This window comes from Streptomyces sp. NPDC008150, from assembly GCF_042956945.1.
Classification (GTDB): domain Bacteria; phylum Actinomycetota; class Actinomycetes; order Streptomycetales; family Streptomycetaceae; genus Streptomyces.
Genome location: NZ_JBIBHJ010000014.1, coordinates 196,462 through 220,888, shown reverse-complemented (window position 1 = coordinate 220,888; position 24,427 = coordinate 196,462). Strand labels below are relative to the sequence as shown.

The 24,427-nt window shown below is 72.1% G+C and carries 24 protein-coding genes and 2 tRNA genes; 16 read left to right on the top strand and 10 right to left on the bottom strand.

Annotated features, from left to right (window positions below; translation table 11 throughout):
• Positions 1–15 precede the first annotated feature (15 nt).
• Positions 16–771 carry an AIM24 family protein gene (locus tag ACFZA0_RS29870; protein WP_391022673.1) on the top strand — a complete coding sequence of 252 codons (756 nt, stop codon included), beginning with the start codon at positions 16–18 and terminating at the stop codon, positions 769–771.
• Positions 772–889: 118 nt separating this feature from the next.
• Here the strand turns inward: ACFZA0_RS29870 and ACFZA0_RS29865 are convergent, their stop codons facing one another.
• Complete coding sequence (locus tag ACFZA0_RS29865) at positions 890–1,417, bottom strand: NUDIX domain-containing protein (protein WP_391022671.1); 528 nt, start codon at positions 1,415–1,417, stop codon at positions 890–892.
• Positions 1,414–2,910: a zinc-dependent metalloprotease gene (locus tag ACFZA0_RS29860; RefSeq protein ID WP_391022670.1), complete on the bottom strand. Its 1,497-nt coding sequence runs from the start codon at positions 2,908–2,910 to the stop codon at positions 1,414–1,416. The genes ACFZA0_RS29865 and ACFZA0_RS29860 overlap by 4 nt, the downstream gene beginning before the upstream one ends.
• Positions 2,911–3,102: 192 nt before the next feature.
• Here ACFZA0_RS29860 and ACFZA0_RS29855 point away from each other — a divergent pair, with 192 nt between their 5' ends.
• From ACFZA0_RS29855 to ACFZA0_RS29840, 4 genes are all read left to right on the top strand, one after another.
• Complete coding sequence (locus ACFZA0_RS29855; protein WP_391022668.1) at positions 3,103–4,266, top strand: NAD-dependent epimerase/dehydratase family protein; 1,164 nt, start codon at positions 3,103–3,105, stop codon at positions 4,264–4,266.
• 122 nt (positions 4,267–4,388) lie between these two features.
• Complete coding sequence (locus tag ACFZA0_RS29850) at positions 4,389–4,847, top strand: molybdenum cofactor biosynthesis protein MoaE (protein ID WP_391022667.1); 459 nt, start codon at positions 4,389–4,391, stop codon at positions 4,845–4,847.
• Positions 4,848–5,005: 158 nt separating this feature from the next.
• Entirely contained in the window at positions 5,006–5,158 is a 153-nt protein-coding gene (locus ACFZA0_RS29845; protein WP_391022808.1) for a hypothetical protein, read from the top strand.
• 98 nt (positions 5,159–5,256) lie between these two features.
• Complete coding sequence (locus ACFZA0_RS29840; RefSeq protein ID WP_391022664.1) at positions 5,257–6,351, top strand: PDZ domain-containing protein; 1,095 nt, start codon at positions 5,257–5,259, stop codon at positions 6,349–6,351.
• A gap of 76 nt (positions 6,352–6,427) precedes the next feature.
• Here the strand turns inward: ACFZA0_RS29840 and ACFZA0_RS29835 are convergent, their stop codons facing one another.
• Positions 6,428–6,967 carry a PPA1309 family protein gene (locus tag ACFZA0_RS29835; RefSeq protein WP_391022662.1) on the bottom strand — a complete coding sequence of 180 codons (540 nt, stop codon included), beginning with the start codon at positions 6,965–6,967 and terminating at the stop codon, positions 6,428–6,430.
• A gap of 143 nt (positions 6,968–7,110) precedes the next feature.
• Here ACFZA0_RS29835 and ACFZA0_RS29830 point away from each other — a divergent pair, with 143 nt between their 5' ends.
• From ACFZA0_RS29830 to ACFZA0_RS29815, 4 genes are all read left to right on the top strand, one after another.
• Positions 7,111–10,119: a UPF0182 family protein gene (locus ACFZA0_RS29830; protein ID WP_391022660.1), complete on the top strand. Its 3,009-nt coding sequence runs from the start codon at positions 7,111–7,113 to the stop codon at positions 10,117–10,119.
• Between the two features lie 117 nt (positions 10,120–10,236).
• Positions 10,237–10,310: transfer RNA gene (locus ACFZA0_RS29825), tRNA-Met, on the top strand.
• A 217-nt stretch (positions 10,311–10,527) separates the two neighbouring features.
• Positions 10,528–12,312: a sel1 repeat family protein gene (locus ACFZA0_RS29820; RefSeq protein ID WP_391022659.1), complete on the top strand. Its 1,785-nt coding sequence runs from the start codon at positions 10,528–10,530 to the stop codon at positions 12,310–12,312.
• Between the two features lie 130 nt (positions 12,313–12,442).
• Positions 12,443–12,516 (top strand) — tRNA-Met (locus tag ACFZA0_RS29815).
• Between the two features lie 137 nt (positions 12,517–12,653).
• On the opposite strand, the gene ACFZA0_RS29810 is transcribed toward ACFZA0_RS29815, so the two are convergent.
• The 3 genes from ACFZA0_RS29810 to hisN form a co-directional block, all read right to left on the bottom strand.
• Positions 12,654–13,082, bottom strand: a complete 429-nt coding sequence (locus tag ACFZA0_RS29810) for a transcriptional repressor (RefSeq protein WP_391022657.1) — start codon at positions 13,080–13,082, stop codon at positions 12,654–12,656.
• A gap of 140 nt (positions 13,083–13,222) precedes the next feature.
• Positions 13,223–13,615, bottom strand: coding sequence for a CBS domain-containing protein (locus tag ACFZA0_RS29805; protein WP_391022655.1), 393 nt, complete (start codon positions 13,613–13,615; stop codon positions 13,223–13,225).
• A gap of 306 nt (positions 13,616–13,921) precedes the next feature.
• Positions 13,922–14,722 carry a histidinol-phosphatase gene (gene hisN / locus ACFZA0_RS29800; protein ID WP_391022653.1) on the bottom strand — a complete coding sequence of 267 codons (801 nt, stop codon included), beginning with the start codon at positions 14,720–14,722 and terminating at the stop codon, positions 13,922–13,924.
• Between the two features lie 195 nt (positions 14,723–14,917).
• Here hisN and ACFZA0_RS29795 point away from each other — a divergent pair, with 195 nt between their 5' ends.
• Entirely contained in the window at positions 14,918–15,526 is a 609-nt protein-coding gene (locus tag ACFZA0_RS29795) for a TetR family transcriptional regulator (protein ID WP_391022651.1), read from the top strand.
• 45 nt (positions 15,527–15,571) lie between these two features.
• Here ACFZA0_RS29795 and ACFZA0_RS29790 read toward each other — a convergent pair whose 3' ends face one another.
• The 4 genes from ACFZA0_RS29790 to ACFZA0_RS29775 all read right to left on the bottom strand — a co-directional run bounded on the left by ACFZA0_RS29790 (position 15,572) and on the right by ACFZA0_RS29775 (position 19,381).
• Positions 15,572–15,895, bottom strand: coding sequence for an SMR family transporter (locus tag ACFZA0_RS29790; protein ID WP_391022649.1), 324 nt, complete (start codon positions 15,893–15,895; stop codon positions 15,572–15,574).
• A gap of 221 nt (positions 15,896–16,116) precedes the next feature.
• Positions 16,117–17,127, bottom strand: a complete 1,011-nt coding sequence (gene rsgA / locus ACFZA0_RS29785) for a ribosome small subunit-dependent GTPase A (protein ID WP_391022647.1) — start codon at positions 17,125–17,127, stop codon at positions 16,117–16,119.
• A gap of 10 nt (positions 17,128–17,137) precedes the next feature.
• Positions 17,138–18,454: a 3-phosphoshikimate 1-carboxyvinyltransferase gene (gene aroA, locus ACFZA0_RS29780; protein ID WP_391022645.1), complete on the bottom strand. Its 1,317-nt coding sequence runs from the start codon at positions 18,452–18,454 to the stop codon at positions 17,138–17,140.
• A gap of 204 nt (positions 18,455–18,658) precedes the next feature.
• Positions 18,659–19,381: a M50 family metallopeptidase gene (locus ACFZA0_RS29775; protein ID WP_391022643.1), complete on the bottom strand. Its 723-nt coding sequence runs from the start codon at positions 19,379–19,381 to the stop codon at positions 18,659–18,661.
• Positions 19,382–19,496: 115 nt separating this feature from the next.
• Between ACFZA0_RS29775 and ACFZA0_RS29770 the strand changes: the two genes are divergently transcribed.
• The 6 genes from ACFZA0_RS29770 (at position 19,497) to def (ending at position 24,311) form a co-directional block, all read left to right on the top strand.
• Positions 19,497–20,312: an SOS response-associated peptidase family protein gene (locus ACFZA0_RS29770; RefSeq protein WP_391022641.1), complete on the top strand. Its 816-nt coding sequence runs from the start codon at positions 19,497–19,499 to the stop codon at positions 20,310–20,312.
• Positions 20,313–20,394: 82 nt separating this feature from the next.
• The gene (locus ACFZA0_RS29765; RefSeq protein WP_391022639.1) at positions 20,395–21,051 is read left to right on the top strand and encodes an alpha/beta family hydrolase; all 657 of its coding nucleotides are present in this window, start codon (positions 20,395–20,397) and stop codon (positions 21,049–21,051) included.
• Positions 21,052–21,330: 279 nt separating this feature from the next.
• The gene (sigR, locus tag ACFZA0_RS29760; RefSeq protein ID WP_391022795.1) at positions 21,331–22,014 is read left to right on the top strand and encodes an RNA polymerase sigma factor SigR; all 684 of its coding nucleotides are present in this window, start codon (positions 21,331–21,333) and stop codon (positions 22,012–22,014) included.
• Positions 22,011–22,313, top strand: coding sequence for a mycothiol system anti-sigma-R factor (gene rsrA, locus ACFZA0_RS29755; protein ID WP_391022637.1), 303 nt, complete (start codon positions 22,011–22,013; stop codon positions 22,311–22,313). The genes sigR and rsrA overlap by 4 nt, the downstream gene beginning before the upstream one ends.
• 289 nt (positions 22,314–22,602) lie before the next feature.
• Complete coding sequence (locus ACFZA0_RS29750; protein WP_391022636.1) at positions 22,603–23,583, top strand: tetratricopeptide repeat protein; 981 nt, start codon at positions 22,603–22,605, stop codon at positions 23,581–23,583.
• 77 nt (positions 23,584–23,660) lie between these two features.
• Positions 23,661–24,311, top strand: coding sequence for a peptide deformylase (def, locus tag ACFZA0_RS29745; RefSeq protein ID WP_391022634.1), 651 nt, complete (start codon positions 23,661–23,663; stop codon positions 24,309–24,311).
• The last annotated feature ends 116 nt before the right edge of the window (positions 24,312–24,427 follow it).

The window sequence follows — 24,427 nt, the reverse complement described above, 5'->3', positions numbered from 1 at the left end:
GGGGAGACCGACACCATGCAGAGCCCGCTTTTCGCCTTCAACGACTCCCAGGCCCGGGACCGCTACACCCTCCAGAACAAGCAGATGCTGCGCGTCGTCCTGGAGGGCCACGACGACATCCTCGCCCGCAAGGGCACCATGGTCGCCTACCAGGGACTCGTCGAGTTCGACGCCGAGTACCAGAACCGCAACCAGCAGCGCTCGCGCGCGTACACGGGCGAGGGCCTCGACCTGATGCGCTGCCACGGGCAGGGCACGGTCTACCTCGCCAACCTCGCGCAGTACGTCCATGTCGTCGACGTGGAGCGCGACGGGCTGACGGTCGACAGCGGCTACGTGCTCGCGATGGACTCGTCGCTGCACCACGAGGTCATCGCCGTCGACAGCCAGTACGGGATCTCCGGCTCCGGGAAGTACCAGCTCAACATCACCGGGCAGGGCAAGGTCGCCCTGATGACCTCGGGGGCGCCGCTGATGCTCCAGGTCACGCCGGACAAGTACGTCAACTGCGACGCCGACGCGATCGTCGCCTGGTCGACCGGGCTGCGCGTGCAGATGCAGGCCCAGACGCACTCCTCGGGCGTGTGGCGGCGGCGCGGCAGCACCGGTGAGGGCTGGGAGCTCAGCTTCATGGGCAGCGGCTACGCGCTCGTGCAGCCCAGCGAGCTGCTGCCGCCGCAGAACGCGGTGATCGGCGGGGGTCTCGCCGCCCAGTTCGGCATGGGCCAGCAGGGCGCCCGCGGCCAGAACCAGGGCAACGTCTGGAGCTGATCCGCCGCTAAGTGTCCGGTGTGTGCCGCCCGCCCGTACGGGTGACGGACGCCGACGGGTGAGGGGCGGCCGGGAAATCCCGGCCGCCCCTCACCCGTCGGCGCGTACGCCCGACCGCTCAGCCCCGGAGACGCTCCAGGGTCGCCTCGAAGAGGTGCCGGACGGAACCGTCGGCCACCTCGGCGACCTCGTCGTACCGGAACCAGCGCAGGTCGAGCGACTCGTCGCTGATCTGCTGGACGGCCCCGGGGGGCGCCAGCACGGCGTACTGGACGTCGAGGTGCCAGTTGCAGGGCGCCGGGATCGGATGCCGGTCCAGGCGGACCGGACCGCCGGGCACCAGCGTCAGCCCGGCGATGCCCGACTCCTCGGTCGCCTCGCGGAGGGCGGCAGCGGCCACCGTCTCGTCCTGCGGTTCGCAGTGGCCGCCCATCTGGAGCCACATCCGCAGCTTGCGGTGCAGCGTGAGCAGCACGCGCCCCGCCTCCGGGTCGATCACCAGGCCGCTCGCCGTGAGGTGACCCGCCTCGCACGCCTTCCACATGCCGTCCGGACGGGCGGCCAGGTGGTCGAGATAGGCGTCGCGCAGTTCGTCCTGGCCGTGAACGTCCTTGAGCACCAGGATCGCGTCGTCGTGAAGGCTCACTTGGTGTCGTCGTCCTCGCTGTCGCCGTCCTCGCCCTTCGCGTCGCCCGGACCCTTCGCGTCGCCGTCCGCCGCGGTGCCGCCCCCGGGGGCGTCCTTGCGGAGGTCGGGGCCCGCTCCGGCCGCCTCGCCGAGCATCTTGTCCAGCTCGGAGAAGTCCAGGTGCTCGCGGTGCACGAAGCCGTCGGGGTCGTCCAGGTCGGACGCCGTCGGCAGCATGTCCGGGTGCGCCCACAGCGCGTCCCGGCCGTCGGTGCCGCGCGCGTCGGCCAGCGAGGCCCACAGCCGGGAGGCGTCCCGCAGCCGGCGCGGCCGCAGTTCGAGCCCGATCAGCGTGGCGAACGTCTGCTCGGCCGGTCCGCCGGAGGCCCGGCGGCGGCGCAGCGTCTCGCGCAGCGCGTCGGCGGACGACAGACGCGGCTTGGCCGCCGTGTGCACCACCGCGTCGACCCAGCCCTCGACGAGCGCGAGCGCCGTCTCCAGCCTGGCCAGCGCGGCCTTCTGCTGCGGGGTGTCCTCCGGCTGGAACATGCCCTGCTGGAGCGCGTCCTGGAGCTGCTCCGGGTTCTGCGGGTCGAACTGGCCGACCACGTCCTCCAGCTTCGCGGTGTCGACCGCGATCCCGCGCGCGTACCCCTCGACGGCGCCGAACAGGTGCGAGCGCAGCCACGGCACGTGCGCGAAGAGGCGCTGGTGGGCCGCCTCGCGCAGGGCGAGGTACAGCCGCACCTCGTCCTTCGGGACGCCCAGGTCCTTGCCGAACGCCTCGATGTTCAGCGGCAGCAGCGCGGCCTTGCCGGCCGGCCCGAGCGGGAGCCCGACGTCGGTGGAACCGACGACCTCGCCCGCGAGCACGCCCACGGCCTGCCCGATCTGCGTGCCGAACATGGCGCCGCCCATGGAGCGCATCATGCCGATCAGCGGGCCGGCCATGGCCTGCATCTCCTCCGGCAGGACGTCGCCCATGGCGGCACCGACGCGCTCGGCGACCGGGTCGACGAGTTCCTTCCAGGCCGGCAGCGTCGCCTCGACCCACTCCGCGCGGCTCCACGCCACGGCGGAACCGGCGCCCGAGGGCAGGGACGTCACGTCGTCGAGCCAGTGGTCCGCGAGGCGCACGGCCTCCTGGACCGCCGAGCGCTCGGCGGGACCGACGCTGGCGTCCTTGGTGCCGTCGGAGGTGCCCTGCGCGACCGTCTGGCGGGCGATCTGCTTGGCCATGTCCCAGTTCACCGGGCCGCCCTCGTACGAGAGCATCTGGCCGAGCTGCTGGAACGCGGCGCCCAGGTCGCCCGGGTTCAGCGAACCGAACATGGCTGCGAGGGGATTGTCCGCACCGGGTCCGCCGAAGCCTCCGGCCCCGGGCAGCTGCCCGAATCCGAACGGGTTGGCCGGTCCCTGACCACCACCGCTCTCCTGGTCCTTCTTCTTGCCCTCGTCGCCGTCCTCCGGCTCCTCCGGCGGAAGGCCGAATCCGAATGGGGTGTCACTCACGGGATTCCTCGGCTGGTAAGGCCACCGGTTCTCTCCGGCGGCGCGGTTGCCCGACGTCACCTCCCAGCGTAGACACCTGGGCGCGATCGGGCCTCGGTGCTTCGCCGACAGTCGGCCTGCGGCAGGATGGATGCCACCTGGTACGTACGCGTCACTCGCGCCCGTATGGAAGACAACCGCTGGAGACGCCCGGTGAGTTCCCCAGATCCGCAGGTTCGCGCAGCGCGAAACCACTCAACCCGACCATCGCCCGACCACACCCCGGAAACGTCCGCCCCGCGCACGGGGGGAGCGCGCACCGGACGCGGACCGGTCGTCGCCGTCACCGGCGCCGCGACGGGCGTGGGCGCCCTGCTCACCGAGCGGCTGGCCGCCTCGGACGAGATCAAGCAGGTCGTCGCCATCGACGAGCGGCGCGGGGAGTGCGCCGACGCGCAGTGGCACATCCTCGACGTCCGCGACCCGGCCGTCGCCGAGAAGCTGCGCGGCGCGGACGTGGTCGTGCACCTGGCGCTCGACCTGGACCTGGAGACCGACCCGGCGGCCCGCACCGCGTACAACGTGCGCGGCACCCAGACCGTGCTGACCGCCGCCGCCGCGGCCGGTGTGCACCGGGTGGTGCTGTGCACGTCCGCGATGGTCTACGGGGCGCTCGCCGACAACGAGCTGCCGCTGTCCGAGGACGCCGAGCTGCGCGCCACGGCGGAGGCCACCGGTGTCGGCGACCTCCTGGAGATCGAGCGGCTGGCCCGCCGGGCACCCCGCGCGCACCCCGGCCTCAACGTCACGGTGGTCCGCCCCGCGGTGCTGGTCGGCGGCACGGACACCGCGCTGACCCGCTACTTCGAGTCGCCGCGGCTGCTCGTGGTCGCCGGTTCCCGCCCGGCCTGGCAGTTCTGCCACGTCGAGGACCTGTGCGGCGCCCTGGAGTACGCGGTACTGGAGAAGGCCGAGGGGGAGCTCGCGGTCGGCTGCGAGGGCTGGCTGGAGCAGGAGGAGGTCGAGGAGCTCAGCGGCATCCGGCGCATGGAGCTGCCCTCGGCCGTCGCCCTCGGAGCCGCCGCCCGGCTGCACCGCATCGGCCTCACCCCCTCCCCGGCGGGCGACCTGGCGTACACGATGTACCCGTGGGTGGTGAGCGGGAGCCGGCTGCACGAGGCGGGCTGGCGGCCCCGCTGGACCAACGAGGAGGTGCTGGCCGAGCTGCTGGAGGAGGTCTCCGGCAGGCGCACGGTCGCCGGTCGGCGGCTCGGGCGCAAGGACGCCACGGCGGCCGGTGCCGCGGGCGCGACGGTCGCGCTGCTGGGCGCGGCGGCCGTGGTGCGCCGGGCCCGCAAGGCGCGGCGCAGGATCTGAGCGCCGTCCTCCGGGAAACGTCCTCCTGGAGCCCCGTCCGTAGAAGGCTCCAAAGGCGTACGCGTGCGTACCGGGTGAAAGTCGTATTCCGCGCGGTCCGGCCGGTGCGGCACGATGGAGGCATGTCTTCCCTCCAGGACCATCCCGACGCCCCGCCCGTGCCGGCCCCGGTCCGGCTGATCGCCGTCCGGGAGACGCCGCTCTCCCTGGACGAGGTCTTCCGCGCGCTCGGGGACGACGCGGCCGGCGGCCTGGCCCTGTTCGTGGGGACCGTGCGCAACCACGACGGCGGTGCCGGGGTCGACGCGTTGGGCTATTCGTGTCACCCGAGCGCCGAGGCGGAGATGCGGCGCGTCGCGGAGAAGATCGCCGCGGACCACCCGGTACGCGCGATGGCGGCCGTGCACCGTGTGGGCGAACTGGCCGTCGGTGACGTCGCGGTCGTCGTCGGAGTGTCGTGCGCGCACCGGGGCGACGCGTTCGAGGCGTGCCGGCGGCTGATCGACGACATCAAGCGCGAGGTGCCGATCTGGAAGCACCAGACGTTCTCCGACGGCACCGAGGAGTGGGTCGGCGCCTAGCCGCGTTCGGTTTTTCCCGTCTCATCGCACACGAGTTCCTCCGGTTGCGTAACCCCACCCCGGGCACGAGCGTTGTCAGTGCTGATAGTTAATCTGCTGATCAGTCAGCTGGGAACGCTTGTTGGGGTTGGGAGGTCGGCGTGGGGGCACTTGCCTGGTTGCTCATTCCGCTTGTGGCCGCGATCGGTGCCGGTCTGTGGGGAAGTTGGGCCGGGCGGACCCGCCGGGCCCGCAGCGACGGTCCGGAACTCGACGGGTACGCGCGCTTCCGCGAGGCGATGGAGAGGGAGAAGTCGTCCACCGGAAGCTGACGCGGGCACGCGTCCGCCCCTGTCGGCACATCGTCAGGGCCGCCCCGTACGGACGGCCCTGACGGCGCGCTGACAGGGGCGTCACGTACTGTCGTGGCATGCCACGCCGCACCGCGACGATGCTCGCCTCCACCCTGATGCTGATCGCGCTCCTGTGCGCGGGAGTCTTCATCACCGTGCCGTACTCGGAGATGTCACCGGGGCCGACGGTGAACACGCTCGGGGAGCACAACGGCGAGCCGGTGCTGCAGATCTCGGGCCGCAAGACGTACCCGGCCGACGGCAACCTCAACATGACGACCGTCCGGGTCACGAGCGCCGACTACAACATGAACCTCGTCGAGGCGGTCTACGGCTGGCTCGCCCACGACAACAAGGTCGTCCCGCACGACACGCTCTACCCGGAGGGCACCACCGAGGAGCAGTCCACCCAGGAGAACGCCGAGGAGTTCAGCCAGTCCCAGGAGAGCGCCAAGGTCGCCGCCCTGAAGGAGCTGAAGATCCCGGTGCAGTCCTGGGTGATCGTCTCGACGGTCGTCAAGGGGTCCCCGGCGGAGGGCAGGCTGCACGCCGGCGACGTGATCAAGGCGGTGGACGGGACGGCGATCAAGGCACCCGCCGACGTGGCCAAGGCCGTCACCAAGCACAAGGCCGGGCAGAAGGTCGTCTTCACCATCGTGCCGGCCAAGGACCAGGCCGCCGCCGAGAAGGACCACACGACGGCGACGACGACCAAGGACGTCACGATCACCACCGCGCAGTCCGACGACACGGGCGCCAAGCGGGCCATCGTCGGCATCTCCGCGGGAACCGACCACACGTTCCCGTTCACGATCGACATCAAGCTCGCCGACGTCGGCGGCCCCAGCGCCGGCCTCATGTTCGCGCTCGGCATCTACGACAAGCTCACCCCCGGCGACCTCACGGGCGGGGCGTTCGTCGCGGGCACCGGCACGATCGACGACGACGGCAAGGTCGGGCCCATCGGCGGCATCGAGATGAAGACCGTGGGCGCGCGCGACAAGGGCGCCAAGTACTTCCTGACGCCGGCGGACAACTGCGCGGCCGCCGCGAAGGACACCCCCGGCGGGCTCACCCTCGTCAAGGTGAAGACCATGGACGACGCGCTCGACGCCCTCAAGGACATCCGCACCGGCAAGACCGCGGACCTGCCGAGCTGCTCCAAGAGCTGACGGCCGGCCCACGGCGAAGGGCGCCCTCCCCGCGGGGAGGGCGCCCTTCGCCGTACGCCGGGGGCTTTCCGGGGGCTCAGTCCTCGAACGTGGCGGACAGCGCCTCCGCGAGGCCGGGCACCAGGCCCGCGCCGGTCAGCACCTCGGTGGCCGCGTCCTTCTCGCGCAGCCGCAGGGCCGACTCGCGGGAGCCGTCGCGCAGCACCGCGACCGTCATGCGGACCTCCTGGCGGTTGGGGTGCTCGGCCACCCATCGCGCCAGCTCGGCCTCGTCGAGGTCGTCGGGCACCTGGGCCTCGGCGGCCGGCGGCAGCACCAGCCGTTCCACGGTGAGCGCGCAGCCGACCACGGAATCGGGCCAGGCGATCGTGCCGAGGAACTCGTCGAGCGCCTTGCCGGCCGGGACCTCCTCCTGCTCGATGGGGGTGAGACCGGCGCTCTCGTCGTGCCCCAGACCGAGGCGGTCCGCGAGGGAGGGCTGTTCGGCCCGCAGCCGGGCGGTGTCTACGAGGGCGAAGAGGCGGGCGGGCTGGTCCCAGCCGAGGCCGGAGACGTACTCGTCGATCTCGAGTACGGCCCGGGTGAGGGGGCTCGCTGCCATGGGAGTGTTGGACATGGTCACAATCCTGCCTCGTTCCTCGCCCGAACCGGGAACCGCGTAAGCCGTGAGTAAGTTGCATAGGTGTGCGCCCGCAGTCACGGGGGCGCACGGACGGTCCACGAACACGGGGGCCTGACGGATCAACAGCGAACTTCGAGGTGCGCACCTTGGCTTTCCAGATGCCGGACCGCGGCGGGGGCCCGACGGGACCGCGGATCAGAGGCGGCCGCCCCTCCAGGCGTATCCGGACCCTGCTCATGACACTGGGCGTCCTGGCCGTTCTCTGCATGGCGTTCACCATGTTCGCGGGCTTCTGGACGAACTGGCTGTGGTACCGGTCGGTCGACTACTCGTCCGTCTTCACCACCACCCTGTGGACGAAGATCGGTCTGTTCTGCGTCTTCGGGCTGCTCATGGCGGCCTCGGTCGGGCTCAACATCTGGCTGGCGCACCGGCTGCGCCCGCCGCTGAGCGCGATGTCGATGGAGCAGCAGAACCTCGACCGGTACCGGATGGGGATCGCGCCCTACAAGAAGTGGCTGCTGCTCGGCATCACCGCGCTCGTCGGCCTGATCGCCGGCGCGTCCGCCTCCAGCCAGTGGCGCACCTGGCTGATGTGGGTCAACGGCGTCTCCTTCCACCAGAAGGACCCCCAGTTCCACCTGGACGTCTCCTTCTACGCGTTCGACCTGCCCTGGTACCGCTTCCTGCTGGGCTTCGGCTTCGCGACCGTGATCCTGTCGGTGATCGCCGCGGCGGTCACCCACTACCTCTACGGCGGGCTGCGCGTGACGAGCCCGGGGGCCCGCACCACGGCCGCCGCGACGGGGCATCTGTCGGTGCTCATCGGCATCTTCGTCGCGCTGAAGGCGGTCGCGTACTGGCTCGACCGGTACGGACTCGCGGTCAAGTCCAGTGACTTCAAGGCCACCGGCAACTGGACCGGCCTGCGGTACGTCGACGCCAACGCCTACCTGCCGGCGAAGACCATCCTGTTCTGCATCGCCGTCATCTGCGCCCTGCTGTTCTTCGCCACCCTCTGGCGGCGGACCTGGCAGCTGCCGGTGATCGGCCTGGGGCTGATGGTGCTCTCCGCCATCCTCATCGGCGGCCTTTACCCGGCGATCGTGCAGAAGTTCCAGGTGCAGCCCAACGAGCAGGCGAAGGAAGCGCCGTACGTCCAGCGCAACATCAAGGCCACGCGCGAGGCGTACGGGATCGACGACGCCAAGGTCAGCGAGTACGCGGGGACGAGCGACACCAAGGACAAGACGAAGCTGCGCAAGGACGTCGACAGCACGGCGAGCGTCCGCATCCTCGACCCCAACGTCGTCTCGCCCACGTTCCAGCAGCTCCAGCAGATGCGGAACTACTACGCGTTCCCGACCAACCTCGACGTCGACCGCTACGAGGTGGACGGCCAGGAGCAGGACACCGTCATCGGTCTGCGCGAGCTGAACCTGAACGGCATCCCGAAGAACAACTGGATCAACGACCACTTCCGGTACACGCACGGGTACGGCGTCGTGGCGGCCAAGGGCACCACGGCCGACTCCGAGGGCCGGCCGGTGTTCACCGAGTCGGACCTGCCCTCCACGGGCAGCCTGGGCACGTACCAACAGCGGATCTACTACGGCGAGAAGACCACCCAGTACTCGATCGTCGGCGGCCCCCAGAAGGAGGTCGACTACTCCGACGACGACGGTGAGAAGAACACGAGCTACACCGGCAACAGCGGCGTCAACCTCGACAACACGCTCAACCGGGCGGCGTACGCGGTGACACTGGGCGAGCCGCAGATCCTCTACTCCGGTGCCATCGGCAAGGGTTCGCGGATCCTGTACAACCGCACTCCCAAGGAGCGCGTCGAGGCGGTCGCCCCGTGGCTGACCATCGACGGCGACGCCTACCCGGCGGTGGTGGACGGCAGCATCCAGTGGGTCGTCGACGCCTACACGACGACCAACGGCTATCCGTACGCGTCCCGTACGACGCTCGGCGACACCACGGCCGACTCGCTGACCGCCACCAACAACCAGCGGGCGGTGGTGGCCCAGCAGAACCAGGTCAACTACATCCGCAACTCGGTGAAGGCGACGGTCGACGCGTACACCGGCAAGGTCAAGCTCTACCAGTGGGACACCGAGGACCCCGTCCTCAAGACGTGGATGAAGGCGTTCCCCGGCACGGTCCAGCCCAAGAGCGCGATCCCGTCCGCGCTACTCGACCATCTCCGGTACCCGCAGGACCTGTTCAAGGTCCAGCGCGAGCTGCTCACCCGCTACCACGTGACGAACCCGCAGACCTTCCTCAGCGGCAGCGAGGTGTGGCAGGTCCCCGACGACCCGACCAACGACTCGGGCAGCGCGGTGCCGCCGTACTACCTGAGCATGAAGATGCCGGACCAGACGGCGCGCACGTTCTCGCTGACGACGACGTTCACGCCGAACGGCAGGGACAACCTCAGCGCCTTCATGTCCGTTGACGCGCAAGCGGGTTCGAAGGACTACGGCAAGATCAGAATCCTGAAACTGCCGACGAACACCACCGTCAACGGGCCCAAACAGGTGCAGAGCCAGTTCAACTCCGAACAGGACATCGCCGAGACGATCAGCCTCCTCAACAGAGGCCATTCGAACGTCGAGTACGGCAACCTGCTCGCGGTGCCGCTGGACGGCGGACTGCTCTACGTCGAACCCGTCTACGTGCGCGGCGGCGGTCTCAAGTACCCGTTGCTGCGCAAGGTGTTGGTCACCTACGGAGGCAACACCGCCTTCGAGGACACCCTCGACGAGGCGCTCGACAAGGTCTTCTCCGGGGACGGTTCCTCGACGACGAAGCCACCGGACGAGAGCACCTCGCCGCCGACGACGTCGACCGACCCGACGGTCCAACAGGCCCTGAACGACGCCCAGAAGGCCTTCGACGCGGGCCAGACCGCGCTGAAGAAGGGCGACTGGCAGGCGTACGGCGAGGCCCAGAAGGACCTCCAGGACGCCCTGTCGAGAGCCGAGGAGGCGCAGTCGAAGGCCGACAAGGCCGACAAGGCCGGCGGCTCGGGCGGCAAGAACGGTGACGGGAAGGCGAGTTCGACCAGCAGTCCGAGCCCGTCGGCCGGCACCGGCGCGTCGGCCGCCGCGAGCCCGTCGAGCAGCCCGAGCGGCTAGGCCGCTCCGCGGCCCGTGACCGACCGGACGCCTCCCGCCCCGCGCGGGAGGCGTCCGCCGTTCCTCCCGGCCGGTCGGGAGGCCCCTCCGTACCGTGGTACGGTTTGAACACAACGGCGCGGGGTGGAGCAGCTCGGTAGCTCGCTGGGCTCATAACCCAGAGGTCGCAGGTTCAAATCCTGTCCCCGCTACTGATACGAAGGCCCGGATCCTTAAACGGATCCGGGCCTTCGTTTTGTGCGTTTGACGTGCGAACTCCTGTGCAGACGAAGGGATATGGCCGCGTCGCCGTGGAGGAAGCGAGAGCCCGTGTTTCACTTGTCGCCCTGTGGGCATGTCGACAAAACGCTGAAGTGACCTCACTGGCTGCGGTATACCGGGTGTATCCGGGTGTCGGGTGGTGCGACGATGGACGTTATGGGGGACAAGGTAACTCTGTTCGAGACAGGGCGAATTGTGCAGCCCTCCGGCCGCGACGAGGCCGGTGAGGCTGCCGAAGAGGCACGCCGTCGCCAGGCCGCCGAGGCGGGGGACGTCGAGGCCATGAGCGTGCTCGGCAGCCTCCTCCTGCGGCGCGGTGATCTCGACAGCGCCGAACCCCACCTGCGGGCAGCCACGGTCGCCGGCGACCGCGCCGCGGCCAACAACCTGGGCGTCCTGCTCCACCAGCGCGGCTACACCGAGGAGGCCGCCGGCTGGTGGCGGGTGGCCGCCGTCGCCGGTTCCGCCGCCGCCGCGCACGCCCTGGGCCGCCACCACCGCGACCACGGCGACGAGCCGGCCGCCGAGTACTGGCTGCGCCAGTCCGCCGAGCAGGGGCACATCCTCGGCGCCTACGCCCTGGCCGACCTCCTCGAACACCGTGGCGACCCCGGCGCCGAACGCTGGATGCGCTCCGCCGCCGAACGCGGGCACCGCGAGGCCGCGTACCGGCTCGCGCGCGCCCTCGACCGGCAGCACGCGCGCGACGCGGACGGCGCCGACGCGGGCGAGGGCGCCGAGCAGTGGTACCGGCAGGCCGCCGCCCGCGGCCACCGCCGGGCCGCGCTGCGCCTCGGCGCGATCCTGGAGGGCCGCGGCGACCTCAAGGAGGCCGGCCGCTGGTACCTGACGTCCGCCAAGGACGGCGAGGCGCGCGCCGCCTGCGCGCTCGGCTTCCTGCTGCGCGACGCGGGCGACACCGAGAGCGCCGCCGTGTGGTGGCTGCGCGCCGCCCAGGAGGGCGACGGCAACGCCGCCAACGCGCTGGGCGCCCTGCACGCGCAGCGGGGCGAGACGCAGACCGCCGAGCGCTGGTACCGGGCGGCCATGGACGCCGGCGACGTGAACGGCGCCTACAACCTCGCGTTGCTGTGCGCGGGGCAGGGGCAGCGCGCCCAGGCCGAGCAGTGGTACCGGCGTGCCGCGTACGCGGGGCACCGGGAGGCCGCGAACGCCCTCGCGATCCTGCTGCTGCGGGGCGGGGACGCGGCGGGCGCCGAACCGTGGTTCTCCAAGGCGGCCGAGGCGGGCAGCGTGGACGCCGCCTTCAACCTCGGCATTCTCTACGCGGGGCGCGGCGAGGACGCGAGCGCGCTGGGCTGGTACGAGCGGGCCGCCGCCGCCGGGCACACCGAGGCCGCCCTCCAGGTCGGCATCGCCCGGCTGCGGCAGGGCGACGAGCCGGAGGCGGAACGGCACCTGCGGTGCGCGGCCGGCGGCGGCAGTCCCGAGGCCGCCTACCGGCTGGCCGCGCTGCTCGACGCCCGCCGTCCGCCGCCGCCCGCGCACGAACTGGGTGAGCAGGTGCACGAGCGCACCGAGTGCGAGGAATGGTACGAGCGGGCTGCCTCGCAGGGGCACCGCAGGGCCATGGTCCGGGCCGGGATGCTCGCCGCGGCGCGCGGTGACATCGTCGAGGCGGCGCGCTGGTACCGCGAGGCGGCGGAGGCCGGGTCCCGCAACGGTGCGTTCAACCTCGGCCTGCTGCTGGCCAGGGAGGGCAGCGAGCCGGAGGCCGTCGTCTGGTGGAAGCGGGCCGCCGAGGCGGGGCACGGCCGTGCGGCGCTGCGGCTGGCCCTGGTCTGCGCGCGGCGCGGTGAGCTGACCGAGGGGCAGGACTGGGCGGAGCGGGCCGTGGAGCTGGGCCCCGCCGAGGTGTCCGAGCGGGCGGCCCGGCTGCGGGACGCGCTGCGCCAGGAGCTGTCCGCCTGAGACCGGTGGGCGGCCGATCGGTGCGGGCCTGCCCCGGGGCCGCGAATCGCGCAGGTAAGCGGCTGTGGGGCGGCAGCGGAAAGATGATTTGCCTCCGTCCGTGTGGGTGACGTAGTGTTCAACTCATCGACGCGGGGTGGAGCAGCTCGGTAGCTCGCTGGGCTCATAACCCAGAGGTCGCAGGTTCAAATCCTGTCCCCGCTACTTGAGGCCGAGGGCCGGAATCCGATCAGGATTCCGGCCCTCGGTGCGTTCACGGGGTGCGGTGGTGGTGCCGTACGCGAAAGGGCCCCGCTCCGGGTGACCGGAGCGGGGCCCTTGTGTACGGGCGGGGCTGTCGCTCAGGCGGTCGCGGCCTGGGCCGCGCAGTCCGGGCAGAGTCCGCGGTAGGTGACCTCGACGTCCGACACCGCGAAGCCGAAGCGCTCCGAGTCGGGGAGGTCCGCCAGCGGATTGCCGAGCGGGTGCACGTCGCGGATGGCGCCGCAGCGCGCGCAGACCAGGTGGTGGTGGGGCTCGTGGGCGTTCGGGTCGTAGCGCTTGGCGCGCTTGTCCGTGCTGACTTCGAGGACCTCGCCGAGGGTGACCAGCTCGCCGAGCGTGTTGTACACGGTGGCCCGGGAGATCTCGGGCAGCCGTACGACGGCCCTCGCGTGGACCTCGTCGGCCGTCAGGTGGACGTGTTCGCCGTCGAGCACCTCGGCGACGACACGGCGCTGTGCGGTCATGCGCCATCCGCGCCCGCGCAGCCGTTCCAGAAGGTCACTCATGCAGACCAGCGTAACAGCGGACCGCACCAGGTCCTGAACGAGTGTGAAACTGGAACTGAGCCGAAATTGGATGTTGTCCAACGAGGCGTCAGGTGACGGCGGCCGGGGGAGGGCCCGCCCCCGGCCGCCCGGAGGGACGGTCAGGCCGGTACCTGCGCCTCCGCGGGAGCCCAGCAGCGGATGATGTCGCGGACCGAGACGATGCCCGCGACGTCCCCCCGGTCCAGGACGACGAGGTGGCGGAAGCCGCCGCGGGCCATGGCCCGCGCGGCCTCGGTGAGGGTCCAGGACGGCGTGGCGAACACGACGTCGGTGGTGGTGTGGTCGTACGCCCGTTCGGCGTCGGGGCTCTGGCCCAGGCCGACGGAGTTGAGGACGTCGCGTTCGGTCAGGATGCCGATGCCGCCGGCCTCGGGGTCGAGGACCACGGCCGCGCCCACTCGGCGCGCGGACATCAGGGCTGCTGCTTGGCGGAGGGTGTGTGCGGGGCCGATGGTGAGGACCATCGCTGTCATGGCGTCGCGGACCAGCATGAGCCGGGTCCACCTCCTTCGTGACGTCGGGGCGGTGCGTGCCCGGCGCGGGGCGCGCGTGAACTCCTTCACATGTTCACAAGGGGGCTCGTCCTCAGGGTGGCAGGTAAAGGACGGGTCAACAAGGGGGCGTGCGCGGCCGGTTGGGGGCGCGCGGTGGTCATTCCGGATTCCGTGACACCGGTCGCCGCGCGAGGCGCGGACGCGCGGACGGGGCCGAACCGCCCGGTCGCACGGACGCCGTACGGGGGGGGCGCACCCCCGTACGGCGTCGGTCGCGGCACCGCCGGTGCCGCCCGGTACGGCTCAGTACCGCTGGTTCAGATACCCCAGCATCTCGTCGTGCAGGTGCCCGTTCGACGCCGCCGCGTTGCCGCTGTGCGGTCCCGGGCGGCCGTCCAGGCCGGTGAAGGTGCCGCCCGCCTCGGTGACGATGATCGCGTTCGCGGCCATGTCCCACAGCGACAGCTCGGGCTCGGCGCAGCAGTCGATCGAGCCCTCGGCGACCATCATGTACGGCCAGAAGTCGCCGTACGCGCGCGTGCGCCACACCTCGCGGGTCAGGTCGAGGAAGCCGTTCAGGCGGCCCTGCTCCTCCCAGCCGGTGAGCGACGAGTACGCGAACGAGGCGTCGGGCAGCCGGGAGACGTCGGAGACGCGCAGCCGGCTCGCGGACGACAGGCTGCGGCCGGAGAACGCGCCGTGCCCCTTCGCCGCCCACCAGCGGCGGCCCAGCGCGGGTGCGGAGACCAGGCCGACGACCGGCTGGTAGCCGCCCTCGCCCGCCTCCGTCAGGGAGATGAGCGTGGCCCAGACGGGGACCCCGCGGACGTAGTTCTTGGTGCCGTCGATCGGGTCGACGACCCAGCGGCGCGGGCCGGTGCCCTCGATGCCGTACTCCTCGCCGAGGACCGCGTCACGCGGGCGGGCGCGCTGGAGCTGACCGCGGATCAGCTCCTCGGCCGCCTTGTCCGCCTCGCTGACCGGCGTCATGTCCGGCTTGGTCTCGACCTTGAGGTCGAGGGCCTTGAACCGGGCCATCGTCGCATTGTCCGCGGCGTCGGCGAGGACGTGGGCGAGACGCAGGTCATCGTGATAGTCGGCCATGTGATGCACCGTATCTGTCCCCTGTCGGGCCGGGCCACAGGGGCCCGAGGGCCGGACACCGGCGCCGCGGGGCGGACCGTCCGGACCTCGTGCGGGGCAGTACGCATGTGTACGCGGGTGCACGCGAACCCTTGACAGTGCCGCCGGGCGCGTCAACTCTGTGCGGCACAGCCGCTCTCGTCCCGGGAGGCGCCGATGCCCGCAGCACGGGAATCCCTGCTCGACGCCGCCTGCGCCGCCCTGGTGCGCCGCCCCTGGGCGGCCGTGCGGATGGTGGACGTCGCGATGGACGCCGGGGTGTCCCGGCAGACCCTCTACAACGAGTTCGGCAGCAAGGACGGACTCGCCCGCGCCCTGGTCAGGCGGGAGGCGGACGGTTACCTGGCCGGGGTGGAACGGGCGCTGACGACCCCCGCCGACGCCCGCGAGCGGCTGACCGCGACCGCGGAGTGGACCGCCTCGGCCGCCCGGGACAGTGCCCTGGTCCGCGCCATGCTCACCGGCTGCTGGACGGAACGCCTGCCCGCGCCGACGCTCGCCGGGGTCGCCTCGGGGTCGGCGGTGCCCGCCCAGCGCCGGGCGGACGGACCGCTGCCGTCACCCGGCGACTTCGTCACCCTCGTCCGCGACCGCGCGCTCGCCGCCCTCTCGGCACCCGGCGGACCCGCCGCCCCCGAGACGTCGGAACTCGCCCGCTCCTGCGAACTCGCCGTACGCGTCGCCCTCTCCTGCGTCGCGGCCCCGCCCGCCGACGGCGGCGTGGCCGAACTCATGCACAGGGTGCTGCCGCGCCAACTCGGCTGACAGCGGGGCGAGTCGAGGGTGGCGGGCGCCGGGGTGCGCGGGGACTCAGTGCGCCGAGCCCGAGAGCTGGAGGCCGATCACGCCCGCGATCACCAGGCTGATCGAGACGATCTTCAGGCCGGACACCAGGTCCCCGAGGAAGATCATCCCGTAGATCGCCGTGCCCGCCGCGCCGATGCCCGTCCACACCGCGTACGCCGGACCCACGTCGAGCTTGCGCAGCGAGACGGTCAGCAGGCCGAAGCTGCCGAGCGCGAAGGCGGAGAAGGCCACGGTGGGCCAGAGCCGGGTGAAGCCGTGGGACAGCTTCAGACAGACCGCGAAACCGGTCTCCAGGAACCCGGCCACGATGACCAGCAGCCACGCCATGTGCTGTCCTCCCGCATCTCCACGTCCGTGACCGCTGTCGCCGGGCGGGGGCGCCGGTGCGCCCGGTGCCCGGCTGCCGCGCCGCCGGGTGCGGCGCACCCGGCGCCGTGGCCCGCTCCCGGTCGAACGTGTCGGTCGGGCGGGTATCGGCTCGGTGCGATTATGCCTTTACCTGGAGCCGACACGGACGAACACCCCCGGCGCTCCCGGGCCGGTCGCCGTCAGTCGCCCTCCGTGCGCTCCCGCGTGGCCAGCAGGCGCCGCAGCGAGTAGAGCCGCGCCGGATCGGCGTGGCCCTCCGCGACCCAGGCGTCCAGCGCGCACTCCGGCTCGTCGTGGCTGCACGCGCGGGGGCAGCCCTCCGTGCCCGGCTCCAGGTCGGGGAAGGCATGGATGACGCGGGACGGGTCGACGTGCGCCAGCCCGAAGGACCGCACGCCGGGAGTGTCGATGACCCAGCCGTCGGCGCCCTCCAGGGGCAGCGCGAGCGCGGAGGTCGTGGTGTGCCGGCCGCGGCCCGTCACCGCGTTGACGTGACCGGTGATCCGTCGGCGTTCCTCCGGTACGAGCGCGTTGACCAGCGTGGTCTTGCCCACCCCGGAGTGCCCGACGAACGCGGTCGCCTTGCCGGCGAGGTGCTCGCGCACCAGGTCGGCTGCCTCGCCCTTCGCGAGCTGGTCGCGGCTGGTGACGATGTGCGGGACGTCGAGCGCGCCGTACAGGTCCAGGAGCTCCTCGGCGGAGGCCAGGTCGGCCTTGGTGAGCACCAGCAGCGGGGTCAGACCGCCGTCGAAGGCGGCCACCAGGCAGCGGTCGATCAGGCGCGGCCGGGGCTCGGGGTCGGCGAGCGCGGTGACGATGGCGAGCTGGTCGGCGTTGGCGACGACCACGCGCTCGTACGGGTCGTCGTCGTCGGCGGTGCGGCGCAGCACCGACGTGCGCTCCCCGATGCGGACGATCCGCGCGAGGGTGTCCTTGCGGCCCGAGAGGTCCCCCACGAGGGCGACCCGGTCGCCCACCACGGCGGCCTTGCGGCCCAGCTCGCGGGCCTTCATGGCCAGCACCGGGGTGCCGTCGACGAGGCAGGTGAGGCGGCCCCGGTCGACAGTGAGGACCATGCCCTCGGCGGCGTCCTCGTGCTTGGGGCGGATGTGCGTGCGCGGCCGGTTGCCCTTGCGGTTCGGCCGGGAGCGGATGTCGTCCTCGTCGGTGTTCTTGCCGTAGCGGCGCATGGCGTGGTTCCTAGGCCCCGAGCATCCCGGTCCACAGCTCGGGGAAGTCCGGCAGGGTCTTCGCCGTGGTCGCCACGTTCTCGATCTGGACGCCCTCGACCGCGAGGCCGAGGATCGCGCCGGCGGTCGCCATGCGGTGGTCCTCGTAGGTGTGGAAGACGCCGCCGTGCAGCCGGCGCGGGCGGATGTGCAGGCCGTCGGCCGTCTCGGTGACGTCGCCGCCGAGTTCGTTGATCTCCTTGGTGAGCGCGGCCAGCCGGTCCGTCTCGTGCATCCGCAGGTGCGCGACACCGCGCAGGGTCGACGGGGAGTCCGCGAGGGCCGCGACGGCGGCGATGCCGGGGGTCAGCTCGCCGACCTCGCCGAGGTCGACGTCGATGCCGTGGATGGCACCCGAACCGGTGAACTGGAGCCCGTACTCGGTGAGTTCGCAGGAACCACCCATCTCGGTGAAGATCTCCCGCAGCCGGTCACCGGGCTGCGTGGTGCGGGCCGGCCAGGACGGCACGACGACCTTGCCGCCGGTCACCAGGGCCGCCGCCAGGAAGGGCTGGGCGTTCGACAGGTCGGGTTCGACGACCAGGTCGCGCCCGAGCAGCGCCCCCGCCGTGACCCGCCAGACGTTCGGCTCGCCGCCCGACTCGGGGGTGTCCACCTGGGCGCCGACCGCGCGCAGCATGTCGACCGTCATCCGGATGTGCGGCATGGAGGGGAGCGCGGTGCCGGTGTGCCGGACCTCGACGCCCTGGTTGAAGCGCGGGCCCGACAGCAGCAGCGCGGAGACGAACTGGGACGAGGAGGAGGCGTCGACCTCGACCGTCCCGCCGTCCAGGGCGCCGCCGCCGTGCACGGTGAGCGGCAGCGCGCCGCGTCCCTCGTCCTCGATCCGGGCGCCCAGCACCCGCAGGGCGTCGATCACGCCGTGCAGGGGGCGCTCGTGGGAGCGGGGGTCGCCGTCGAAGTGGACCGGGCCGTCGGCGAGGGCGGCGACCGGCGGCAGGAAACGCATGACCGTGCCCGCGTTGCCGACGTCGACGGTGGCCGGGCCGCGCAGGGCCGCGGGGATGACACGCCAGAACTCGCCGGAACCGTCGGGCCCGACGCCCTCCTCGATGCCGACGCCCATGGTGCGCAGCGCGTTCGCCATCAGCAGGGTGTCGCGCGAGCGCAGGGGGCGGCGCAGCCAGCCCGGCTCGGAGGCCAGCGCGGCGAGCACGAGAGCACGGTTGGTGACCGATTTGGACCCGGGCACGTGAACGGTCGCTTCGACTGCTCCGCTCGCGTGCGGCGCGGGCCAGAGGGCGGTGTGTGCTGGGTTAACGGTCATGTGCCCACTTTAGAGGCTCCCGGCGACCGGGGATCTTGATCAAAAGCAACGAAAGCGACCCGAAACCACGGCATGGGAAGTGCCTCGCATATATGCGCCTGTAGGCCGTCGACAGGTGCCCACAGGTGCGCACAGGCACTTACAGGTGGCCACAGGTACCGACAGATGCCGACAGTGTGTGACAGCCGCCCGTCCGTCCCGGCCTCACCCCTCCAGCAGCCAGCGCCCCCCGCCGATCAGCGCGCACAGCGACACCGCGTGGAACAGGAACAGCCACAGCCCCGCCGGGACGTGGGTGAGCCGGGAGAGCTGGTCCGCGTCCGAGTCGCCCGCGTTGCCCCGGGCCCGCTTGGCCTGGAGCTCGAAGGCCGGCCGGACACCGCCGACGAGCAGGAACCACACCGCCGTGTACGCGAACGCCGCCTGCACCTGGGGGCCCGCCAGCCACGACACCAGGACGAACGCGCCGCCGGTGACGACCACGGTCAGCACCCCGTACGCGTTGCGGATCATGACGAGCATCGCGAGCAGCAGCACGGTGGCCATCCACAGCAGCAGCGTGATGCGGCCGCCCGCGAGCAGGGCGGCACCGCCGAGGCCGATCAGCGGGGGAGCGGTGTACCCGGCGGCCGCGGTGAGGATCATGCCGATGCCGTGCGGCTTGCCGCGGCTCACGGTCAGGCCGCTGGTGTCGGAGTGCAGGCGGATGCCGGTGAGGGTGCGGCCGGTGAGCAGCGCGACGAGGCCGTGGCCGCCCTCGTGCGCGATGGTCACGGCGTTCCGCGAGACGCGCCACACGCTGTGCGGGATGACCGCGGCGAACGCCACGACGAGGGTCGCCACGACCACCCAGAGGTCGGGGTCGGACTGGGTGCCGACGACGCGGTCCCACAGGTCGGGCAGCGCGACGGCTGCGATGCTTTCCATGGTCCGGGGAGGCTCCCTCGAGGTGCGGTGTACGGACGGCGTCCGCGCCCGTCGCCGGCCCCCGATGTCCGGAGTCGGTGGCCGGACGGCCGGTCGGCCTGGCAGTGTGACACGTATGTGCGGACGGTATGCGGCGAGTCGTGGACCCGAGGATCTCGCAGGAATCTTTGAGATCGACAAGTGGGAGCCGGAGGAGACCCTGGCCCCCGACTACAACGTGGCCCCGACCAAGGAGGTCCACGTGATCCTGGACCGTCCTGTGAAGGACGCGGACGACCCGCGCCCGGTTCGCCAGCTGCGCAAGCTCCGCTGGGGACTGGTCCCGTCCTGGTCGAAGACGCCCGAGGGCGCGGCCCGCATGATCAACGCGCGCGCGGAGACCGTGCACGAGAAGCCGTCGTACCGCCGCGCCTTCGCCGCCCGCCGCTGCGTGATCCCCGCCGACGGCTACTACGAGTGGGTCACCGGCGCGCAGGAGCGCGACCTGGAGGTCGAGGGCAGGAAGAAGCGCCCCCGCAAGCAGCCCTACTTCGTGACCCCCGCCGACGGCTCGGTCTTCGCGATGGCCGGGCTCTACGAGTTCTGGCGGGACCGCACGCTGCCCGACGACCACCCGCGGGCGTGGTGGGTGACCTGCTCGGTGATCACCACGGAGGCCGAGACGACCCCGCTCGCCGTCGCGCCCGCCGAGGGACCGCACGCGCTGGCCGACATCCACCCCCGGATGCCGCTGATGCTCACCCCGGACCGCTGGGACGACTGGCTCGACCCCTCCCGCACCGACCCGGACGCCCTGCGCGAGCTGCTCGCGCCGCCGCCCGCCGGCCTGATGCGCGCGTACCCCGTGTCCACGGCGGTCAGCAACGTCCGCAACAACGGGCCGGAGCTGCTGAAGGAGCTGGAGGGGCCCGAGGAGGGCACACTCTTCTGACACCGGGGCGGAACGCGTCTCTCCGGTACGGCGGACCGCGTGCGGGCACCCACGCGCGCGCAGAGACGGAAGAAGAGCTGACGTGGCCGAGAACACCGGGGCCGGGAGTACGGCCGTCGAGCAGGTCGAGACCCCGGCCGGCACCGCCCGCGTCACCTGGCACCGCGCCCCGCGCCCCCGCCTCCTGCTCGCCCTCGGGCACGGCGCCGGCGGCGGCATCGACGCGCGGGACCTGGTCGCCCTCGCGGCGGCACTGCCCGCGCACGGCGTGAGCGTCGCCCTGGTCGAGCAGCCCTGGCGAGTGGCGGGGCGCAAGGTCGCCCCGGCCCCGCGCACCCTGGACACCGGCTGGCGGGGGCTGTGGCCGGCGCTGGCCGCCGAGGGCCCGCCGGTGGTCGCGGGCGGGCGCAGCGCCGGTGCCCGCGTCGCCTGCCGCACCGCGACGGAACTGGGCGCCGCCGCCGTGCTCGCGCTCAGCTTCCCGCTGCACCCGCCGGGCCGCCCCGAGAAGTCCCGCGCGGACGAACTCCTCGGGGCCGGGGTGCCCACCCTCGTCGTGCAGGGCGGCAACGACCCCTTCGGACGCCCGGCGGAGTTCCCGGAGGGTGAGCATCGTCTCGTCGAGGTGCCGGCGGCCGACCACGGGTTCGCCGTGCCGAAACGCTCGGCGACGACCCCCGGGCGGGTGCTGGAGATCATCACCGAGGCCGTTGTGACATGGACCGGTTCACTTCACTGAGCGCCCGGGAATGCCGCAACCCGCCCCCTGGTTGACCACTACAGAGCCGCCCGGTGTTGTCAACAGCGCACGGTGGCGGTTGGTAGCGACGTCGTACGAGAGGAAGTCCGCCGCATGGGTTCGACCATCTGCCCGACCCGCCGCAGCGCCCCTGACCTGGAGTGGTCGGTGCTGCACGCGGCGCGTACCGCCCCACTTCGGGCGGCGGGCGGACCGGATCGTCGTCTATCCTCCGACTCGGGTGGGACCGGTTTCGGTCCCGCGACGACGCTGGAGGAGGTGGGTCCGGTCACCGGTACCGACGCAGGGACCGAACACGGCCAGGCGGAGCAGCCCGAGGGCCGCGGAACGGACACGGAGTCGACCGCGGAGCGCAGTGCGCGCTTCGAGCGGGACGCCCTGGAGTTCCTCGACCAGATGTACTCGGCCGCGCTGCGCATGACCCGCAACCCGGCGGACGCGGAGGACCTGGTCCAGGAGACGTACGCGAAGGCCTACGCGTCCTTCCACCAGTTCCGCGAAGGCACCAACCTCAAGGCGTGGCTGTACCGGATCCTCACCAACACCTTCATCAACTCGTACCGCAAGAAGCAGCGCGAACCCCAGCGCAGCGCGGCCGAGGAGATCGAGGACTGGCAGCTGGCACGCGCCGAGTCGCACATGTCGACCGGTCTGCGCTCCGCCGAGTCCCAGGCGCTCGACCACCTGCCGGACTCCGACGTGAAGTCGGCCCTGCAGGCGATCCCCGAGGAATTCCGTATCGCCGTGTATCTCGCGGACGTAGAAGGCTTTGCGTACAAGGAGATCGCGGACATCATGGGGACACCCATCGGTACGGTCATGTCCCGGCTGCACCGGGGCCGCCGTCAACTGCGCGGCATGCTGGAGGACTACGCGCGCGAGCGTGGTCTCGTCCCGGCCGGCGCCGGAGAGTCGAACGAAGCGAAAGGCTCGGGCTCATGAGCTGCGGAGAGCCGCACGAGACGGATTGCAGCGAGATCCTCGATCATCTCTACGAGTTCCTGGACCACGAGATGCCGGACTCCGACTGCACCAAGTTCGAGCACCACTTCGAGGAATGCTCGCCGTGCCTGGAGAAGTACGGCCTGGAGCAGGCCGTGAAGAAGCTGGTCAAGCGGTGCTGCGGCCAGGACGACGTGCCGAGTGACCTGCGCGCCAAGGTCATGGGACGCCTCGACCTGATCCGGTCGGGCCAGGCCGTCCCCGACCACGACGTGGCGGCCACCCGCACGGAGTCCTGAGCGGGCGTCCCGCCCGGCGGGACAACAGGCGGCACACGGCGGCCTGTTCGGGGTGGACGCAACGCGTCTGTTCACTCGAAAGTGCTAATCCGCGGGCTCACGGGCCCGCGGATTTCTTTCTGCCCCGGCGACGGACCGCCCCGGTGCCGGGCGGGGCGGTCTGCTCCCGGGCCCGGCTGGGTAACCCATGGGTAATGAGCGGCCCTCCTGTCCTCCGTGGTTGGATGCGATGGAGAGGGTGTCCGGGGGCACAAGCCAGCCCACAGAACGGAACTGGCAGGCGGGAATCGTGAGGATCTTCGGCAAGGGACGGCACCGGCCCTCCGCCTCCTGGCGGCAGGCCACCGACCGCGCGTTCACCCTGATCGGCGACGGCCGGTACGAGGACGCGGGCGCGCTGCTGACGCGGGCGGCCGATCTGGAGCCCTGGCTGTCCGAGTCCTGGTTCAACCTCGCCCTGCTGCACAAGTTCCGCCACGACTGGGAGCAGGCGCGCGCCGCGGGCCTGCGGGCCGTCGCGCTGCTCGACCGGGAGACCGGCGCCCCCGACTGGTGGAACGTCGGCATCGCCGCCACCGCCCTCCAGGACTGGCCGCTGGCCCGCCGCGCCTGGCAGGCGTACGGGCTGCGGGTGCCCGGCGGCTCGGCCGTCGCCGAGGAGCCGCTCGGCATGGAGCTGGGCAGCGCGGCCGTGCGGCTGTCGCCCGAGGGCGAGGCGGAGGTCGTGTGGGGCCGCCGTCTGGACCCCGCCCGCGTGGAGGTGCTGTCGATCCCGCTGCCGTCCTCCGGGCGCCGCTGGGGCGAGGTCGTGCTGCACGACGGTGTGCCCAACGGCGAGCGGACCACCGCGGCCGGCGGTTCCTACCCGGTCTTCGACGAGATTGAGCTCTGGGCGCCCTCGCCGGTGCCCACCTGGGTCGTGCTCCTGGAGGCCGCCACCGAGGCCGACCGGGACGCCCTGGAGCGGCTCGCCGCCGACGCCGGGTTCGCCGCCGAGGACTGGTCGTCGTCGGTGCGGCTGCTGTGCCGGATGTGTTCGGAGTCCCGCATGCCCTCCGACGAGGGCGACGGCACGACCCTCGACCCGCACGACCACAGCGAGCCGGGCCACCCCGGGCCGCTTGGCCACCGCACCGAGGGGCAGCTCTGGGCCCCCGAGCGCGAGTGCGGCATCGCGGCGCCCGCGGCCCTGGTGCGGGGCCTGCTCGACGGATGGGTCGCCGACAGCCCCGACTCCCGGGACTGGCGGGACCTGGAAGAGGTCTGCTGAGCGACGGGCGCTCCGCCGTTCCCCGTACCCTGTACCAGCATCACACCCAGGTTTTACGAGGAAGGCGTACGTCGGTCATGGCGCAGCAGGACACCGATCAGCAGCACGCGGGCGTGCTCCCCGTCGACGACGACGGATTCGTCGTCGACACCGAGGACTGCGACGAGCGCGAGGCCGCCTGGCGGGAGCGCGGTACGTCGCGGCCGATCACGGTCGTCGGCAACCCGGTGCTGCACCGGGAGTGCCGGGACGTCACCGAGTTCGGCGCCGAACTCGACCAGCTGATCGCGGACATGTTCGCCAGCCAGCGCACCGCCGAGGGCGTGGGCCTGGCCGCGAACCAGATCGGCGTCGACCTCAAGGTGTTCGTCTACGACTGCCAGGACGACGACGGCGCCCGCCACGTGGGCGTCGTGTGCAACCCGAAGGTCGTCGACCTGCCGGCCGAGTCGCGCCGCCTCGACGACAGCAACGAGGGCTGCCTGTCCGTGCCGACCGCGTACGCCGCGCTGGCCCGCCCCGACTACGCCGAGGTGACCGGGCAGGACGAGAAGGGCAACCCGCTCAAGGTGCGCGGCACCGGGTACTTCTCCCGCTGCCTCCAGCACGAGACGGACCACCTCTACGGGCGCCTCTACATCGACCGGCTGTCCAAGCGCGAACGCAAGGACGCCCTGCGGCAGATGGCCGAGAACGAGCCCCGCTACCCCGTGGTGGCCAACGACTAGGCACGGCAGGAGCGGACCTCCCGACCTCCGACACGGCGCCCCGCCGGGACAACTCCCGGCGGGGCGCCGTGCGTTCTGTCAGTGGCATATCCAGTCGTTCTCGCACTCGGGATGAT

Coding starts and splice junctions, on each gene's coding strand:
- def (WP_391022634.1), top strand. CDS start 23,661: ATGGCGCAGCAGGACACCGATCAGCAGCACGCGGGCGTGCTCCCCGTC.
- ACFZA0_RS29790 (WP_391022649.1), bottom strand. CDS start 15,895: ATGGCGTGGCTGCTGGTCATCGTGGCCGGGTTCCTGGAGACCGGTTTC.
- hisN (WP_391022653.1), bottom strand. CDS start 14,722: ATGGCCGACTATCACGATGACCTGCGTCTCGCCCACGTCCTCGCCGAC.
- rsgA (WP_391022647.1), bottom strand. CDS start 17,127: ATGCGCCGCTACGGCAAGAACACCGACGAGGACGACATCCGCTCCCGG.
- ACFZA0_RS29775 (WP_391022643.1), bottom strand. CDS start 19,381: ATGGAAAGCATCGCAGCCGTCGCGCTGCCCGACCTGTGGGACCGCGTC.
- ACFZA0_RS29805 (WP_391022655.1), bottom strand. CDS start 13,615: ATGCTGGTCCGCGACGCCATGACAGCGATGGTCCTCACCATCGGCCCC.
- ACFZA0_RS29870 (WP_391022673.1), top strand. CDS start 16: ATGCAGAGCCCGCTTTTCGCCTTCAACGACTCCCAGGCCCGGGACCGC.
- ACFZA0_RS29840 (WP_391022664.1), top strand. CDS start 5,257: ATGCCACGCCGCACCGCGACGATGCTCGCCTCCACCCTGATGCTGATC.
- aroA (WP_391022645.1), bottom strand. CDS start 18,454: ATGACCGTTAACCCAGCACACACCGCCCTCTGGCCCGCGCCGCACGCG.
- rsrA (WP_391022637.1), top strand. CDS start 22,011: ATGAGCTGCGGAGAGCCGCACGAGACGGATTGCAGCGAGATCCTCGAT.
- ACFZA0_RS29835 (WP_391022662.1), bottom strand. CDS start 6,967: ATGTCCAACACTCCCATGGCAGCGAGCCCCCTCACCCGGGCCGTACTC.
- ACFZA0_RS29795 (WP_391022651.1), top strand. CDS start 14,918: ATGCCCGCAGCACGGGAATCCCTGCTCGACGCCGCCTGCGCCGCCCTG.
- ACFZA0_RS29850 (WP_391022667.1), top strand. CDS start 4,389: ATGTCTTCCCTCCAGGACCATCCCGACGCCCCGCCCGTGCCGGCCCCG.
- ACFZA0_RS29820 (WP_391022659.1), top strand. CDS start 10,528: ATGGACGTTATGGGGGACAAGGTAACTCTGTTCGAGACAGGGCGAATT.
- ACFZA0_RS29810 (WP_391022657.1), bottom strand. CDS start 13,082: ATGAGTGACCTTCTGGAACGGCTGCGCGGGCGCGGATGGCGCATGACC.
- ACFZA0_RS29770 (WP_391022641.1), top strand. CDS start 19,497: ATGTGCGGACGGTATGCGGCGAGTCGTGGACCCGAGGATCTCGCAGGA.